Annotated in this window: 16 protein-coding genes and 2 pseudogenes; 9 read left to right on the top strand and 9 right to left on the bottom strand. The window is 59.9% G+C overall.

Translation table 11 applies throughout. The features are described 5' to 3' along the window. Window positions 1–25 precede the first annotated feature (25 nt). Window positions 26–118: pseudogene (locus AB4N92_RS02930) on the top strand (type II toxin-antitoxin system RelE/ParE family toxin); the annotation flags it as partial. Next, window positions 119–229, top strand: a pseudogene (locus AB4N92_RS02925) (addiction module antidote protein); the annotation flags it as partial. A gap of 1 nt (window position 230) precedes the next feature. On the opposite strand, the gene gudD reads toward AB4N92_RS02925, so the two are convergent. Together gudD and AB4N92_RS02915 are read right to left on the bottom strand one after the other, a co-directional pair. After that, window positions 231–1,556 carry a glucarate dehydratase gene (gudD, locus tag AB4N92_RS02920; protein ID WP_010208977.1) on the bottom strand — a complete coding sequence of 442 codons (1,326 nt, stop codon included), beginning with the start codon at window positions 1,554–1,556 and terminating at the stop codon, window positions 231–233. 19 nt (window positions 1,557–1,575) lie between these two features. After that, window positions 1,576–2,937, bottom strand: a complete 1,362-nt coding sequence (locus AB4N92_RS02915; protein WP_010208979.1) for an MFS transporter — start codon at window positions 2,935–2,937, stop codon at window positions 1,576–1,578. A gap of 339 nt (window positions 2,938–3,276) precedes the next feature. Between AB4N92_RS02915 and AB4N92_RS02910 the strand changes: the two genes are divergently transcribed. Genes AB4N92_RS02910 through AB4N92_RS02900 form a run of 3 tightly spaced genes read left to right on the top strand, consistent with a single transcriptional unit; the run spans window position 3,277 to window position 5,018 of the window. Continuing rightward, window positions 3,277–3,996, top strand: coding sequence for a FadR/GntR family transcriptional regulator (locus AB4N92_RS02910; RefSeq protein ID WP_010208984.1), 720 nt, complete (start codon window positions 3,277–3,279; stop codon window positions 3,994–3,996). Further along, on the top strand, window positions 3,993–4,688 hold the full coding sequence (locus AB4N92_RS02905; RefSeq protein ID WP_021490758.1) for a tRNA (adenine(22)-N(1))-methyltransferase: 696 nt from the start codon (window positions 3,993–3,995) through the stop codon (window positions 4,686–4,688). Before AB4N92_RS02910 ends, AB4N92_RS02905 begins: the two co-directional genes overlap by 4 nt. Before the next feature lie 39 nt (window positions 4,689–4,727). After that, window positions 4,728–5,018 carry a DUF3144 domain-containing protein gene (locus AB4N92_RS02900; RefSeq protein WP_010208986.1) on the top strand — a complete coding sequence of 97 codons (291 nt, stop codon included), beginning with the start codon at window positions 4,728–4,730 and terminating at the stop codon, window positions 5,016–5,018. 16 nt (window positions 5,019–5,034) lie between these two features. Here AB4N92_RS02900 and AB4N92_RS02895 read toward each other — a convergent pair whose 3' ends face one another. From AB4N92_RS02895 to AB4N92_RS02885, 3 genes are all read right to left on the bottom strand, one after another. Continuing rightward, window positions 5,035–5,610, bottom strand: coding sequence for a DUF2589 domain-containing protein (locus tag AB4N92_RS02895; RefSeq protein WP_010208987.1), 576 nt, complete (start codon window positions 5,608–5,610; stop codon window positions 5,035–5,037). A 59-nt stretch (window positions 5,611–5,669) separates the two neighbouring features. Continuing rightward, on the bottom strand, window positions 5,670–6,320 hold the full coding sequence (locus AB4N92_RS02890; RefSeq protein WP_010208988.1) for a DUF2589 domain-containing protein: 651 nt from the start codon (window positions 6,318–6,320) through the stop codon (window positions 5,670–5,672). Between the two features lie 82 nt (window positions 6,321–6,402). Next, the gene (locus tag AB4N92_RS02885; RefSeq protein WP_010208990.1) at window positions 6,403–6,786 is read right to left on the bottom strand and encodes a Mor transcription activator family protein; all 384 of its coding nucleotides are present in this window, start codon (window positions 6,784–6,786) and stop codon (window positions 6,403–6,405) included. Between the two features lie 164 nt (window positions 6,787–6,950). On the opposite strand from AB4N92_RS02885, the gene AB4N92_RS02880 reads away from it, so the two are divergent. Beyond that, the gene (locus AB4N92_RS02880) at window positions 6,951–7,490 is read left to right on the top strand and encodes a pesticin C-terminus-like muramidase (protein WP_045791819.1); all 540 of its coding nucleotides are present in this window, start codon (window positions 6,951–6,953) and stop codon (window positions 7,488–7,490) included. Window positions 7,491–7,536: 46 nt separating this feature from the next. Here AB4N92_RS02880 and AB4N92_RS02875 read toward each other — a convergent pair whose 3' ends face one another. Further along, a complete protein-coding gene (locus AB4N92_RS02875) occupies window positions 7,537–8,001 on the bottom strand; it encodes a hypothetical protein (protein WP_010208993.1) in 465 nt (154 codons plus the stop codon). A gap of 73 nt (window positions 8,002–8,074) precedes the next feature. Continuing rightward, the gene (locus AB4N92_RS02870; RefSeq protein WP_010208994.1) at window positions 8,075–8,602 is read right to left on the bottom strand and encodes a M35 family metallo-endopeptidase; all 528 of its coding nucleotides are present in this window, start codon (window positions 8,600–8,602) and stop codon (window positions 8,075–8,077) included. A 316-nt stretch (window positions 8,603–8,918) separates the two neighbouring features. Here AB4N92_RS02870 and AB4N92_RS02865 point away from each other — a divergent pair, with 316 nt between their 5' ends. Then, window positions 8,919–10,976 (top strand): methyl-accepting chemotaxis protein, encoded by a 2,058-nt coding sequence (locus AB4N92_RS02865; RefSeq protein ID WP_010208996.1) that lies wholly within the window; start codon window positions 8,919–8,921, stop codon window positions 10,974–10,976. A gap of 144 nt (window positions 10,977–11,120) precedes the next feature. After that, window positions 11,121–12,857, top strand: coding sequence for an OPT family oligopeptide transporter (locus AB4N92_RS02860; RefSeq protein WP_236267407.1), 1,737 nt, complete (start codon window positions 11,121–11,123; stop codon window positions 12,855–12,857). 38 nt (window positions 12,858–12,895) lie between these two features. On the opposite strand, the gene AB4N92_RS02855 is transcribed toward AB4N92_RS02860, so the two are convergent. Beyond that, a complete protein-coding gene (locus tag AB4N92_RS02855) occupies window positions 12,896–13,336 on the bottom strand; it encodes a hotdog fold domain-containing protein (protein WP_010208999.1) in 441 nt (146 codons plus the stop codon). A 135-nt stretch (window positions 13,337–13,471) separates the two neighbouring features. Between AB4N92_RS02855 and AB4N92_RS02850 the strand changes: the two genes are divergently transcribed. After that, window positions 13,472–14,098 (top strand): TetR/AcrR family transcriptional regulator, encoded by a 627-nt coding sequence (locus AB4N92_RS02850; RefSeq protein WP_106119566.1) that lies wholly within the window; start codon window positions 13,472–13,474, stop codon window positions 14,096–14,098. Here AB4N92_RS02850 and AB4N92_RS02845 read toward each other — a convergent pair. Beyond that, a complete protein-coding gene (locus AB4N92_RS02845; protein ID WP_106119567.1) occupies window positions 14,076–14,531 on the bottom strand; it encodes a VOC family protein in 456 nt (151 codons plus the stop codon). The genes AB4N92_RS02850 and AB4N92_RS02845 overlap by 23 nt on opposite strands. Between the last annotated feature and the right edge of the window lie 25 nt (window positions 14,532–14,556).

Genomic DNA, 14,556 nt, shown 5'->3' with positions numbered 1-14,556 from the left:
CCCTCATAGTATCCACCCAATGGTTGTCGGGCCCGGCTACCGGATGTATTTCGTGCGTACGGGTATCACGGCTTACCTGAGTCTGTGGGGGCGCGATAAAACCGACCAGAAAGGGTAGGGGGCAAAGACGCGCTATGAAATGATCCAGAAGCTGATGCTGGCGCCAGGGATTGAGCTGACTGTGCGGCCGATTGCAGGAGCGAGCAAGCCCGCCCCTACAAACCTCTGAATCAGCGCACCAGGCACGGCTGCTTGTTGTTGAAGCGCCACCCCGGAATCAGAAACTGCATCGCCACGCTGTCATCCCGCGCGCCGAGGCCCATGCCTTTGTACACCTCATGGGCCTTGGCGACCGCGTCCATGTCGATCTCCACCCCCAGGCCTGGCTTGTTTGGCACTTTCACGTAGCCGCCTTCGATTTTCAGTGGCGCCTTGGTCAGGTGTTGACCGTCCTGCCAGATCCAGTGGGTGTCGATGGCGGTGATGTCGCCAGGGGCCGCGGCGGCTACCTGGGTGAACATCGCCAGGGAAATATCGAAGTGGTTGTTGGAGTGCGAGCCCCAGGTCAGGCCCCATTCATGGCACATCTGCGCCACGCGTACCGAGCCTTGCAGGGTCCAGAAATGCGGATCGGCGAGGGGGATGTCGACGGATTGCAGTTGGATCGCATGGCCCATTTCACGCCAGTCGGTGGCGATCATGTTGGTGGCGGTCTTGAGGCCCGTGGCGCGGCGGAATTCGGCCATGACTTCGCGGCCCGAGTAGCCGTTCTCGGCGCCGCAAGGGTCTTCTGCGTAGGCGAGTACGTGGTGCTGGTCGCGGCACAGCCGGATGGCTTCTTTCAATGACCAGGCGCCATTCGGGTCGAGCGTGATGCGGGCATCCGGAAAGCGTTCGGCCAGGGCGGTGACGGCTTGGATTTCTTCGTCGCCGCTCAGCACGCCGCCTTTGAGCTTGAAGTCGTTGAAACCATACTTGGCCTTGGCGGCTTCAGCCAGGCGCACCACGGCGTCGGCCGTCAGGGCTGTTTCGTGACGCAGGCGGAACCACTCATCGTCGCTGTCGGCTTCGTTGCGGTAGGCCAGAGGGGTTGCGCTGCGGTCGCCGACATAGAACAGGTAGCCGAGCATTTTTACCGCGTCGCGTTGCTGCCCCTCACCGAGCAAGGCCGCCACCGGGACGTCGAGGAATTGACCCAGCAGGTCGAGCAGCGCGGCTTCCATGGCCGTGACGGCGTGGATGGTGATACGCAGGTCAAAGGTCTGCAAGCCACGACCGGCAGCGTCGCGGGAGGCAAAGGTGCTGCGCATCTGGTTGAGGATGCGCTGGTATTGGCCAATGGGTTGGCCGATCACCAGGCTGCGAGCGTCTTCCAGGGTTTCGCGGATGCGCTCGCCACCGGGCACTTCGCCCACGCCGGTGTTGCCGGAGCTGTCCTTGAGAATCACGATATTGCGTGTGAAGTAGGGGCCGTGGGCGCCGCTGAGGTTGAGCAGCATGCTGTCATGGCCGGCGACGGGGATGACCTGAAAGTGAGTAACGACGGGCGTAGTCATGGCAAGTTCCTGAATAAGCTCAAAGAGGTTTGCTGAGGGCGGCGTTTGTTGGCTCGGCGCTCGGTGAAATCGGAACGGCAGAGGGCGAGGTCTTGGCGAAAAACACCAGGATCGCGGCCAGCAACGAAGTGCCGGCCAGGCCGTAAAGGCCGCCCTGGATCGAGCCGGTGGTCTGTTCCAGGAAGCCGAAGGTGGTGGGGGCGACGAAGCCGCCCAGATTGCCGATGGAGTTGATCAGCGCGATCACCGCGGCGGCAATGCGCACATCCAGGTAACCCTGGGGTATCGGCCAGAACAGCGACGACGCCGACTTGAAACCGATGGCCGCGAAGCAGATCGCCACGAAGGCAAAGATCGGCCCGCCCGTGGTAGACATGAACATGCCCGCTGCCGCAATCAACAGCGCCGCCGCGACCCAAGCCTGCTGGAACTTGAATTTGCCAGACAGCGAGGCGAAGGCATACATGGCGATGATCGAGATCAGCCACGGGATCGAGTTGAAGAAGCCGACCTGCACATCCGTGAGGTCACCCATCTTCTTGATGATGCTCGGCAGCCAGAAGGTAGCGGCATAGATCGTCAGTTGGATGCAAAAGTACAGTGCGCAGAACAGCAGGATCTGGCGGTCCTTGAGCAGTTTGCCGAGGGTCGGTTTGACCGTGGTGAGGGCTTCACGGTCGCGCTGCTCCTGGTCGATGGCGTTGACCAGCGCGTCCTGCTCTTCGCGGGTCATCCACTGGGCGTCGTGGGGTTTCGAGTCCAGCCAGAACCACACAAAGAACCCCAGTGCCACCGAGGCCAGGCCTTCAATGGCAAACATCCATTGCCAGCCATGGAAACCAAAGCCTTCGATCTGCAACAGCGCGCCTGAAAGCGGGCCGGAAATCAGCGACGCAACCGCCGAGCCGCTCAAAAAGATTGCAATGGCTTTACCGCGTTCCGCGCCAGGCAGCCAGCGTGTGAAGTAGTAGATCACCCCAGGAAAGAAGCCGGCCTCGGCCACACCCAGCAGGAAGCGCAGGATATAGAAGTGGGTTTCGTTCTGGATGAACGCCATCAGCGTGGCGACGATGCCCCAGGTGAACATGATGCGGGTCAGCCAGAGACGTGCGCCGACCTTTTGCAGCAGCATGTTGGACGGCACTTCGAACAGGGCGTAGCCGATGAAGAACAACCCGGCGCCGAAACCATAGGCGGCCGCGCCGATGCCCAGATCATGCTCCATGTGCGTGCGCACAAAGCCGATGTTGACCCGGTCGATGTAGTTGAGGATGAACATGATCACGAACAGTGGGAGCACATGGCTCTTCACTTTGCTCACGGCGCGCGCGAGGACGGGATCACGGTGTGGAGCGGCAGATGCATGGCTTGAATTGTTCACAATTCAAAACTCCCCCTGATTATTTTTATGCGGGTTTGCGTGTCTTGTTGATAGACATCATACAAGTAGGTTTCTTGCGACCGCAATCCGCTGGGGAGTGTTTTTCTTCTTATAACGCGGTGGGTAGAACAGATATTCCGGTTATTTATAGCGTGTTTATTGGGCGCGGTGCGGGTTCTTGAGCGAGATTTTTACCGGCAAAGAGCGTGAGGAGGGTATCTGTGAGCGTGAACGATAAGGTTGGTTGTCATACAAGTTGTGGGTTTTTTCAATCAACCCACGCTTGGCGCCGGGCTGGGTGTTAAGCTCCCCGCAGCTCAACCCCGTGGACCTGTTGCAATGCCCATCGAAAGTGGAATCCCCCTGCGTAAACGCTCCACCAACCTGGCCCAGGGTGTGGTCGATGTGCTGACCCAGCGCATTCTGCTCGGCCAATTGAAACCCGGCGAAAAGCTGCCTTCGGAATCCACCATCGTGCTTGAGCACGGTGTGAGCCGAACCGTCGTGCGCGAAGCGATCTCCAAATTGCAGGCCTCCGGGCTGGTCGAGACCCGTCACGGCATCGGCACCTTCGTGCTGGCGCAACAGGCCCAGCAGGGCTTGCGCCTGCATGTGGACACGGTGGCCAGCGTGCGCAACATGCTCGAACTGCGCCTGGGCCTAGAGGTGCAAGCCGCCGCACTGGCGGCATTGCGCCGCACCGACGAACAGCTGGACCACATGCGCCAGGCACTCGATGACTACCAGGCCTCGCTGGCCAACAACGACAGCTGCGTGGAGGAAGACAAACGCTTTCACCAGTTGATCGCCGAGGCCACCGGCAATACCTTCTTCACCGAAATCATGCTGCACCTGGGCAATGCAATGATCCCGCGCACCCAGGTGAAAGGCGATGAACGTGGCGGCGCCGACTTTGCCAAGCTGGGCCAGTTGGCGAACCTGGAACATGAGGCGATCTTCAACGCGATCAAACGCCAGGACCCGGACGCTGCCCGCGCGGCCATGGTGTTGCACCTGACGAACAGCCGGGATCGTTTTTCGGGGGAGCAGGGCCGTTGAACGAACACACTTTGTCCAAACGCCTGGAGCGCGTCGCCGCCAACGTACCGGCTGGCGCGCGCCTGGCCGATATTGGCTCCGATCACGGTTATTTGCCGGTGGCGTTGATGCGTCGCGGCCTGATCACGGCAGCCGTGGCGGGGGAGGTCGCGACCACGCCCTTTCATGCGGCGCAACGTAGCGTGCGCGACAACGGCCTGGAGCAACAGATCACGGTGCGCCTGGCCGATGGCTTGGCGGCCATCGAACCTCATGACGGTATCACCGCGATCAGCCTCTGCGGCATGGGTGGCGAGACGATTCGCGACATCCTCGAAAGCGGCAAGCAGCACCTGAGCGGCCAGGAACGCCTGATCCTGCAACCCAACGGCGGCGAGCAACCGTTGCGCCAATGGCTGATGGATAACGGTTATACGATCCTCAGTGAAGAGCTGCTGTTGGAGAACCGTTTCTACTACGAAATCATCGTCGCCGAGCGCGCTGGGCCAGTGGCTTACACTGCTGAACAGCTGTACTTCGGGCCGCTGCAAATGCAGGCCCGCAGCCCGGCGTTCATCGCCAAGTGGCAACGCATGTTGCGCCAGAAGCACAAGACCCTGTCCAGCTTCGAGCGCGCTCGGCAGGCGGTGTCGCAAGAGAAGCGACAAGAGATTGCCCAACAGGCCAGATGGATTGCCGCGTTACTGGCCTGATACCCCTTCATTCAAACCTGATGACCTAGGACACCGACAATGGCCGACGCCACCGACCTCACTTTCTACGACCGCGCCGACGCGCACATCGAACTGTCGAACCAGCAGCTGCAGGCTCACGAAAACCTCGGCCAGGTCAGCGCCTCGATGATGTTCGGCACCACGCGCTTCAATGCCTGGGCCAGTGCGCGCAACTTCAAGTCCGGCGCGGAAATGGCCGATGCACGGGAGGCGATGTTGAAGTACTTCTGTGACCAGTACCGGATGATGCTTGAGGATAATCTGGATGATCACATCAATAATTTCGACCGGTACAAGGTGATGCAATAGGTCCTTTTAAGCGCCTTTAGGGGGCGAAGTCCGAAGGGGCCTGTGCGGTGGGCTGTTCGGTGATAGGGGACGGACCTGGCGGGTTTGCGATGGGGCTGATCAAATGGGTGTACTCCTCGATGATTCGGTTGATCGCCTCCGGTGGCTCGCACGCCTTGAACTCGATACGAATCTGCACCTCATCGGGATCGCGTTCCTGACCCTCACGCTTGGTGGCGCCAAAGGTCACGAAAAACTTCTCGCTGTGGAGGTCGCCGTTCTCCAGGTCGTGGCTGGCTTTTTGCACCTCAGTGCTGTGCATTTTTACCGACAGGTCTACATCCATCTTGTGCAGCGCCAAACCCTTCGGCGCGACCAGTGCGATCAGCGGTACGCTGATGGTATGTCCCTCGGTCAGCGAAATCTCCACCATCTTGGCTTTCATTGGCGTGCCGAGGTCCTCAGCGTTGTAGTCGAAGAACTGGTCGAACAGCGCAATGTATTGATGGGCGATCAAGTTATGCGTGGCCGCTGCGGCCTGCTGCAACCCGCGGGTGATGTGGCTCAAGTCGCTGGCCGACATGGGTTCCTTGGGGCGCGAAAAAAATGCCATGGTGAGCTCCTTTCAAGTCGAGTGGGTTGCCCCGCCCAGAGGGACGGGGCGGGGTGGGACTATTTGGTTTTTTCCGCAGGCTTGGCGTCAGGCAGTGGAAGCACCCCTGCTTTTGGCAGCTCAGTCGGGCTGGTTGGAGTGGCGCTCGGCAGAGTGACCGGCTTGGTGGCGGCATCGGTGAGGAAATCGATGACGCGCATCAAGGCTTCCGGTGGGTCTTGGCGAACGATTTTGGTCTTGATTTCGTAGCGTGCGCGGGTATCTGTCTTACGTGTCTGGGATGACTTGTGGCTGGCGGCACCTTTGACCGAAACGCTGAAAGGACCCCAGCCCATCTTGGCGTCGAAGCTGCCGGAAACATCATTGGAGCTGGTGTCCTCGGCCATTTGGGTGATGGTCAGCTCAAACTCGATGCTGCCTTCTTCGATGGTGATGTTGGGGTGGCTGATCGCAGCCAGCAGCGGAATGCGCATGGTCTTGCTGACCGTGCCTTTGTAGATGCCCTGCTCATCGACGAGGGTTTCGTCATAGTCAAACTGTACCGAAACGGCCTTGCCGTCCTGGATACACACGCCCATGAGAAAGTCCGCATACGCTTTACTGGCAGCGACTTGGGCCTGGATCATTGCCATCAGCGGCCCGGTAATCATCTTGTCCAGTGGGAGTGCGGCGATCACGCCTCCAATGAGACCTTTATCAATATCTGGCATTTTTAATTTCCTTATCTTGAGTGCGCGAAAGTGCGCAACTTCAATTTATCCATGTGGCACTTTGTGATTCAGTAGGAAGTAATTACCGATGAATGCAAATGTCTTGGCGGCGAATATTGGCGATTTGCCGCAGGCTCAGTCCGTACTTCTCGGCTAATACACTTCGTGAAATGCCATCGGAAATACCCATCTGGATATTCTGATTACGGATCTGCCGAAAAAAATGGTCGGACTTGGGTATCTCCAAAGAAATACCTGCGAAGTCATTGATTAAGGCCCGTAAGGCTTCCGGCGATAAAATCAGCGCCAGCGAAGTACGTTGTGCGTGTTTGGGGATGTACTTGGGGCGACCGCCATATACGCAGGTCAGGCGGAACGCGTTTTCCATACCGATACAGGCAACCAGCACCTGAAGGGAGTGGGGGAGTTGTCGAACATCGATGTGTTCCAGGTCTTTCGGTTCCATCGGCCTAACCTCCTTGTGATGTGAGCTGGTCAGAGCTTAGGAAGTAATGCGTGCGGATAATCAGTAGGAAACTTTACCTATGAAGATGGGGAAGTTTTACCTTCTGAAGAGGGGGAGGCGTGGGTGATGGACTGCAGTTTCCTAAACCCAAGAGGAAACTCACCATGCCCAACAATTCGATAGATATGGCTTTCATCGCTCAGCTCGAAGGCGGTAGCGCCACACGTGGTTACGTGCCTGATCCGGAAAACAGCCGTAGCGGCGTCACCATCGGCACCGGCTTTGACCTGGGCCAGCAAAAGGACCTGACTATGCTGCCCAAGGATCTCAGTGACCGGCTTTTACCCTACCTGGGGTTGATCGGTGCGGAAGCCGTCGCATGCCTCGAACGCCTGCCGCTGAATGTCAGTGCGGAGGATGCGCGTAGGATTGACGAGGCCTACAAGGCACCCTTCATCAAGCGCCTGGCCAGTGATTACAGCAAAGCTGCCGGACGCCCATTTGATGCATTACCCGCTCCGATGCAAACCGTGATCGCCTCGGTTGCCTTCCAATATGGCAACCTTGCCAGCCGAACACCGGAGTTCTGGGCGCAAGTTGTGGCGGCGGACTGGAACGCAGCCGAGAGCAACTTGAGGAATTTCGGCGATCGTTATTCCACCCGACGTTGCAAGGAAGCCGCTTTGTTGGCGAGTGCTTTGTAACACTCTAGGAACAGCCACCCAAGCGAATCTTGGGTGGCTGTTTGCATCAAGGGCAGGGTTTGGCGAGCAACAGGCTCACCGATCGCATCGCGTGGGCATCTTCAACATCGGCGCCTTCGTGCAGAGTGCGCCAGTCCACATCAACGCACAGTGCCGTGACGGCCACGTTGTTGAATAAACCTACTTTGTCTGCAAAGTCATAGCGGTAGGTGGCGCGGGTTGACGCGAAGGGTGTAACGGTCGTTGCCTTATTCAAAACGGTGGACACAAGGTCGGGTACTTGTGCCATGGGTGCAGTGAAGTACGTGGGAGTGTTTTTGTTGAAAAAACCGTGTTCACGCGTGGCTCTCCATAATTGCTGCCACTGAAAATGACTCGCATGGGCGTTTAGTGTGACGGCATACTCTTTTAGCGTTTGAGGTTCAACATCGGCAGTACTGAGCGCGTGCGCCGGCGCCGCCAACATGTATAGCGCTGCCAGTGAGGCGCCCATCAATAATCGACGTTCCATGTTCAACTCCTGATAGTGGGGGATGAAAAAGCCTGTCCGAAAACAGGCTTTTTCCGATTGCCGCAGCCCTGGATCAATAGGTGTCTTCCACCAGATACTCCCAGCTGTCGGCATTGTTAATGACGGCATTCAGGTTCCCGTCATGTTGCTGTGCCTGCTGAACCAGGCGCAGGCAGGCGTCGCGTCCATCAGCATTGTCGTCAGTGTTCAGCACATCGCGGAAATGGCTGGTTTCGTGGATAAGCGTACCGGCGCGGGAGTCATTGCCATACGTCGGGGCCTCGAAGAAGGGGCGGGCGACTGTGATGACGTGCGCCGGGCCTTGAAGGTTGACGTTTACTTTGGCGAACCAGTCAGCCTGCGGGTCTGTGTCATAAAAAACCTGGTTTTGATGAATGTTGCTCAACGCCGTACGAATCAGCCCCAGGCGTCGCGCCAATTCCTGCAGATTCTGAGGATGGGCGACGCCCATCCAAACCCGGGCGACAGTGGCATTACCGGCATTGAGTTGGTCGATGGTGTAGTTGAGTGAACGCAGTGCCGCCCAGCGTGCTGCGCGGAAGGTTCGGTTTTCAGAACTGGTCAATGGACGTACGGGCATGATGAATCTCCAGTGGTGTTAGGAGATTTCAGTGTGAGCGTGGAGAAAAGCGCTAATCAGCAGGAAGTAATTCCGCTGTTCCTACGGACTGCGCCAATAGTTACAGCGGCGTCTTCAGCACTGAGTGCTTTTGCCCCATTTTCGAGCACGGCACTTGCACGCTAAACGCGCGAGGCCGCCTGTCTCCAGCCCCACTACCCACGGCCCGTATCTTGCTTGAGCCAAGCTAATCAATGACATGGCATTTTGCCGTTAGTCATTTCAAGGCTTCACCCCGCGGTGCACCGCGTGGGTCGTTTTTGGGGAGTGGTCGGACATGCACAGCCTTTTATCACCCGGTATCCGCCTGCTGGGGCGTTTCGGCTTTGCGCGCAAGTTCCAGATCCTGTTCTTCCTGTTCATGCTGCCCCTGGCGGGTAGCCTGTGGATGATCGGTTCGGACTATCGCGACAAATTGACCGTGATTTCCAGCGAGCAGTCCGGGGTTCGGCAACTGCTGGCCCTGGATGCGCTCGATGGTCAACTGACGGCCCAACGCAACCTCGCCGCGCGCTGGAAAGCGGCAGACATCCTGCACGCGCCCACCCCGGCGGCGAAGGCGGCGATGGACAAGGTCGACGCCAATTTCCCGGTGATCCTGCAAAGCCTGCAAGCCCTGGGCGATTCGCTCAAAGCCCAGAACGCCAGTGCGGACATCCAGGCCCGCTTTGACGCGTTGCAGGCCACGGTCAAGGGCATGGACTCCCAATCCCTGCGTACCGTGGGCTGGTGGCCGGATGGCTACGACCGTTTCACCTCGGCCCTGACCGCGATGCAAATCTTGCGCGAGCAGATCACCCTGGATGCCGGGCTGATCCTCGACCCATGGCTGGAAACCTACCTGCTGATGCAGATTTCCACCCAGTACACCCCCGACCTGATCGAGCGCATCGGCCGCATGGCCAGTGTCGGTCAGGCGTCCATTGCTTCGGGTCAATTCACCTTGCAGAGCCGTTTGCAGATGCGCGATTTGCGCAGTCGCATTGGCGATGCGCGGGACCAATTGGTCAAGGCGGCGGCCTCACTCAAGGCCAAGCAATATGCGGGTATTGAACCCTGGACGGCGCAGTACGACAACAGCCTGCAACGCCTGGACAGCGAACTCAAAGTGCTCGACGACGGCGTGTTCGGCGGCACCATCAAACTCGACACGGCGGCCTTCGACACCAGTGTCGACGGCATGCTCGACAGCCTGGGCGCGCTGCGCAACCAGTCTCTCGCCTCGCTGGATGCGCGCCTGGGCCACTACCGTGACCGTTCGTTGCAGAAATTCGTGCCGGTGGCAGCAACGTTCAGCCTGCTGGCCTTGGCCGCGTTGTACCTGTTCATGTGCCTGCAAGCCTCGATCCGCCGCAGCGCCAGCGGCATCACCACCCTGGCCGAATCCCTGCGGGACGGCAACCTGTGTGTCGAAGTGGCGGTGGAAGGGCGCGATGAACTCGCGGCCATCAGCACCGCGCTCAACGTGGCGGTGGTGCAACTGCGCACCAGCCTGTTGGGAGTCAATCACGAGACGCAGCAGCTGGGTTCGGCAGTGCTGACCCTCAACGCCCAATCGGGCAACACCCTCACCGAAGTCGAAGACCAGCAACAACAAATCAGCCAGATTGCCACCGCCGCCACCCAACTGGCCGCGACGTCTTTGGGCGTCGCTAGAAGCTGTGAGCACGCTTCGGACAGCGCCCAACAGACCCGGCGCATTGCCGAAGACAGCAGCCGCGACAGCCAGCGCACCACAGCCAGCATCCAGCAACTCAACGTGCGCCTGACCGACACCGCCGATGCGCTGGAGCAGGTCAGCCAGCAGGGGCAGCAGATTCAATCGGTGGTCGACACCATCCGTGGCATCGCCGAACAGACCAACCTGCTGGCGCTCAACGCCGCCATCGAGGCCGCCCGTGCTGGTGAACAGGGGCGCGGATTTGCCGTGGTCGCCGATGAAGTGCGCAGCCTGTCGCAACGTACCCAGGCCTCCACGGCGCAGATCGCCGGCACTGTCGACAGCCTGCGCGCCACGGTCAGCCAGGCAGTCGCCCTGATGGGCGCGGCGTGTGAGCAAGCGCTGACGGATGCGCAATCCGTCACCGGGCTGGGTACCCGTTTGGGCGAGATTGCCGGCGCGGTGCAGCACGTCACCGACACCCTGGCACAGATCGCCACCGCGGTTGAGGAGCAAGCCGCCACGGCGGATGAAGTGAGCGGCAATATCCAGCAAGTGGACCAGGCGGCAGGGCGTTTACTGGACGGTGCGCGGGCAGTGAACCAGGCGGCTGACACCCTGAGCAAAGGCAGCCAGGCGCTGAGCGACAACACCGCGCGATTTCGTCTGAGCTGACCAGGATTTTGTGAAGGGCAAGCGTGTTGTGGTGAGCGGGGCAAGCCCGCTCACCACATTGTCCCGATCCTCATGGCAGGAACCTTCGGTCGCTCCAGGGCTCACTTACTAAGTCGCCCCGTTTCGTCGCCGAAAGGACTCCGCATGACTTCAGCCCCGCCAACGACTCTCCCGCACGGCCCCGTCACCCGCGAGCTGAGCTTGCGCGCGGTCATCACCGGCAGTGTCCTCGGCATCCTCCTTACGCCTTCCAATGTGTATGCCGGGTTGAAGATCGGCTGGTCGTTCAACATGTCGATCATCGCGCTACTGATCGGCTACGCCATCTTTCAGGGAGTGGCCAAGCGTTCCACCGAGCACCTGCCTTGGACCTTGCACGAAAGCAACATCAACCAGACCGTCGCGTCGGCCGCGGCGTCAATCATTTCCGGTGGGTTGGTGGCGCCGATTCCAGCCTATACCTTGTTGACCGGCAACCAGTTGGACGCCGTCCCGATGATCGCCTGGGTGTTCTCGGTGAGTTTCCTGGGCATCTGGATCGCCTGGTATCTACGGCCCTCGCTGCTGAATGACAAGGCGCTGAAATTCCCCGAAGGCATGGCCACCTTGGAAACCCTGTTGCACATCTATAACCACGGCCGCGAAGCCGCGACGCGCTTGAAGGTGTTGCTTAGCGCCGCGTTGCTCTCCGGGCTGGTCAAGTGGGTGGACACCTTTATGTGGGCCTTCCCGCGCTGGTCGCCCAGCGCTCAGTTGGAGCGCCTGACCTTCACCGCCGACCCTTCGCTGCTGCTGGTGGGCTTCGGCGGCATTATCGGCATTCGCGTGGGCCTGACTCTGCTGCTCGGTGCTTTGCTCGCCTGGGGCGGCTTGGGCCCCTGGTTGTTGGCGCAACACCTGGTCACGTTGCCTGCGGACAGCAGCGGCCCGCAGTTCGCTGCGCTGGTGGAGTGGTTGCTGTGGCCGGGCGTGAGCTTGATGGTGTGTTCCACCTTGGCGTCGCTGGCGATTCGTTTGTGGGCGTTGTACTGGTCAACGCACTCCAGCGGTGGATCGACTTGGACAGTGCCCAAGCCAGGTCCGGCTGCCGGTTTTGCGTTGGCGATTGTGCTGGTGGTGAGCCTGCAGGCGCTGCTGTTCGGTATCAACCTGGGCATGGCGTTGCTCACTATTCCCTTGGCGATCTGCCTCGCCGCCGTCGCCGCGCGCGTGGTGGGCGCCACCGGTATTCCGCCCATCGGTGCCATCGGGCAACTGTCCCAGCTGAGCTTCGGCATCGTCGCGCCGGGGCAGGTGCCGATCAACCTGATGAGCGCCAACACGGCCGGCGGCGCGGCCGGGCAATGCACGGACTTGATGAATGATTTCAAGGTGGGCAAGGCCATTGGCGCCACGCCGCACAAGCAAGTGATCGCGCAAATCCTGGGGATCTTCATCGGCAGCATTGTCGGCGTATTCGCCTACCTGGCCTTGATCCCTGATCCGCAATCCATGCTGCTCACCGAAGAATGGCCGGCACCGGCGGTCGCCACCTGGAAAGCCGTGGCGCAAACCCTCACCCATGGACTCGATTCTCTGTCCACCAGCATCCGCTGGGCGATTGTCATTGGCGGCTTGGTTGGCGTGGTGCTGGGTGTGCTGGACAGCACGTTGCCTGCCCATCGTGCCCGCTTCCTTCCGAGTGCCGCCGCCCTTGGCCTGGCCTTCGTATTGCCGGCCTCGGTCTCGCTGATGATGGCCCTGGGCGCGATACTGACCTGGCTGGTGAGCTGCCGCTGGCCGAGCCTCACCGAGCGCTTTGCGATCACCGCTGCCGCCGGTTTGATTGCGGGGGAGAGCATCACCGGGGTAGGGGCATCACTGTGGTCGATGGTGAGCTGAAGCGTGGCTCGGCAAAGGCCGAGCCTGCCATCACGGCCTCAGGCGATCTTCACGTTCATGGTGATCTTCGCGGTAAACACCTTCACCTCACCCTCATCGAAAATATCCACCGGCACGATCTTGTCTCCAGCGGTTGACCAATCAATGCCGCTGCCATCCGCTACGGCGCGGATGTTTGACTTGGCCTTCGCCAGATACTCTACGGTCATGCCCTTGGGAATCCATTTGGCACCTGACGGGATCGACACGTCCGTCATCGTCCCACCCGCCAATTCCGCTGCGTTGCACAGCGCAATGGCATGCACGGAGGCCAGGTGATTGGTGATTTCCTTGCGAAACGGCACGTTGACCACGGCATGCCCAGGGCGCAGTTCGGCGATTTCCGGATTGATGGTGCTGAAGTAGGGCGCCACTTGGCAGGCCATTTGGCTGAACGCTGCCGGGCCTACACTGTTGAACATGCTGAGAAACTGGCTCATGGATTATCCTCGCAATGGGTTAACAGAATAATATTCTGTAACGGAACAATATTCTGTAGATTGCGCGAGTGTCAAGCCATGCCTTCTCTGCAGGCGGCTGTACCTTTAGACTCCGCACATTTGGCGAGCCACTTCATGCACGCACCTGATCTGATCGAGCGCACCTTCCCGAGCCGGCGCAGCGACCTCAAGCGCAGCATCCTGCGCGAGGCCCTGGCCAGCTTTAACGAAGTCGGTATTGAAGCGACGAATATCGAAACCATCCGCGCGCGGTGCGAGACCAGTGTGGGCGCCATCTACCATCATTTCGGCAACAAGGAAGGTATCGTCGCCGCGCTGTTTTTTGCCGCGCTGGACGATCAGGCCGCACTGCGAGAACAACACCTCAAGCAGGCACAAACCGCTCAGGCGGGGGTGGAAGCGCTGGTACGCAGTTATGTGGAGTGGGTGGATGCGCAACCCGAGTGGGCGCGCTTTATGTTCCAGAGCCGCTTCGCCGTGGCCAACGGCCCGCTCAAGGACGAACTGCTCACCCGCAACAAGCAGCGCAATGCGCAATTGACCGAGTGGATGAGCGGCGAAGGCCGCCGTGAGGCGTTCAGCCATATTCCGGCTGAATTGTTGCTGTCGCTGATCATCGGCTCGGCGGAAAGCTACGCCCGTGCGTGGTTATCCGGCCGGGTCAAGCACAGCCCGAATCACTACGCGCAATTGCTGGCGCAGGCGGCGTGGGCCTCGATCAGTCAAACGCCTCCAGAATAAACGCCTCCAGCGTCGCCTCTTCCAGGATCTCCATGGAGAAATGCCCAAAGCGTTTGGGCAGCCAGATAATGCGTCCTCCGGAAGGGGACTGCAGATGCTCACGGGCCAGAGGCACGCCGTTCTCGTTCTCAGGCTGCACACCCGCGGCGATCAGATGGTCATAAGCGATCTCGATGTCCGGCGTGGTGTAGCAATGGCGATAAATCATGCCTTCGCCGTGAGCATCTAACAGTTCGCGCAGGTTCCCGGCGATCGGCTGGACCAGCATGAAGCGTTCCTGCCCCATCAGCACCACGGCATAGCGCACATGCAGGCCGCCGCGTTCCCACACCAAGGTCTTGGAGAGGCGTGCATTGAGGATGCGTGCGTAATAGGCACAGGCTTCCTCAAGGTTTTCGACGAGTATGTCGACGTGGCTGAATTTCAGATCCATGGTGTGTCTCCTTCCGAACCGATCC

The sequence above is a fragment of the Pseudomonas sp. S3_A09 genome, assembly GCF_054668065.1.
The sequence above is the reverse complement of the archived record's forward strand: the minus strand, read 5'-3'. Positions and strand labels throughout refer to the sequence as shown.

Coding starts and splice junctions, on each gene's coding strand:
- gudD (WP_010208977.1), bottom strand. CDS start 1,556: ATGACTACGCCCGTCGTTACTCACTTTCAGGTCATCCCCGTCGCCGGC.
- AB4N92_RS02910 (WP_010208984.1), top strand. CDS start 3,277: ATGCCCATCGAAAGTGGAATCCCCCTGCGTAAACGCTCCACCAACCTG.
- AB4N92_RS02900 (WP_010208986.1), top strand. CDS start 4,728: ATGGCCGACGCCACCGACCTCACTTTCTACGACCGCGCCGACGCGCAC.
- AB4N92_RS02895 (WP_010208987.1), bottom strand. CDS start 5,610: ATGGCATTTTTTTCGCGCCCCAAGGAACCCATGTCGGCCAGCGACTTG.
- AB4N92_RS02890 (WP_010208988.1), bottom strand. CDS start 6,320: ATGCCAGATATTGATAAAGGTCTCATTGGAGGCGTGATCGCCGCACTC.
- AB4N92_RS02885 (WP_010208990.1), bottom strand. CDS start 6,786: ATGGAACCGAAAGACCTGGAACACATCGATGTTCGACAACTCCCCCAC.
- AB4N92_RS02880 (WP_045791819.1), top strand. CDS start 6,951: ATGCCCAACAATTCGATAGATATGGCTTTCATCGCTCAGCTCGAAGGC.
- AB4N92_RS02875 (WP_010208993.1), bottom strand. CDS start 8,001: ATGGAACGTCGATTATTGATGGGCGCCTCACTGGCAGCGCTATACATG.
- AB4N92_RS02870 (WP_010208994.1), bottom strand. CDS start 8,602: ATGCCCGTACGTCCATTGACCAGTTCTGAAAACCGAACCTTCCGCGCA.
- AB4N92_RS02865 (WP_010208996.1), top strand. CDS start 8,919: ATGCACAGCCTTTTATCACCCGGTATCCGCCTGCTGGGGCGTTTCGGC.
- AB4N92_RS02860 (WP_236267407.1), top strand. CDS start 11,121: ATGACTTCAGCCCCGCCAACGACTCTCCCGCACGGCCCCGTCACCCGC.
- AB4N92_RS02855 (WP_010208999.1), bottom strand. CDS start 13,336: ATGAGCCAGTTTCTCAGCATGTTCAACAGTGTAGGCCCGGCAGCGTTC.
- AB4N92_RS02850 (WP_106119566.1), top strand. CDS start 13,472: ATGCACGCACCTGATCTGATCGAGCGCACCTTCCCGAGCCGGCGCAGC.
- AB4N92_RS02845 (WP_106119567.1), bottom strand. CDS start 14,531: ATGGATCTGAAATTCAGCCACGTCGACATACTCGTCGAAAACCTTGAG.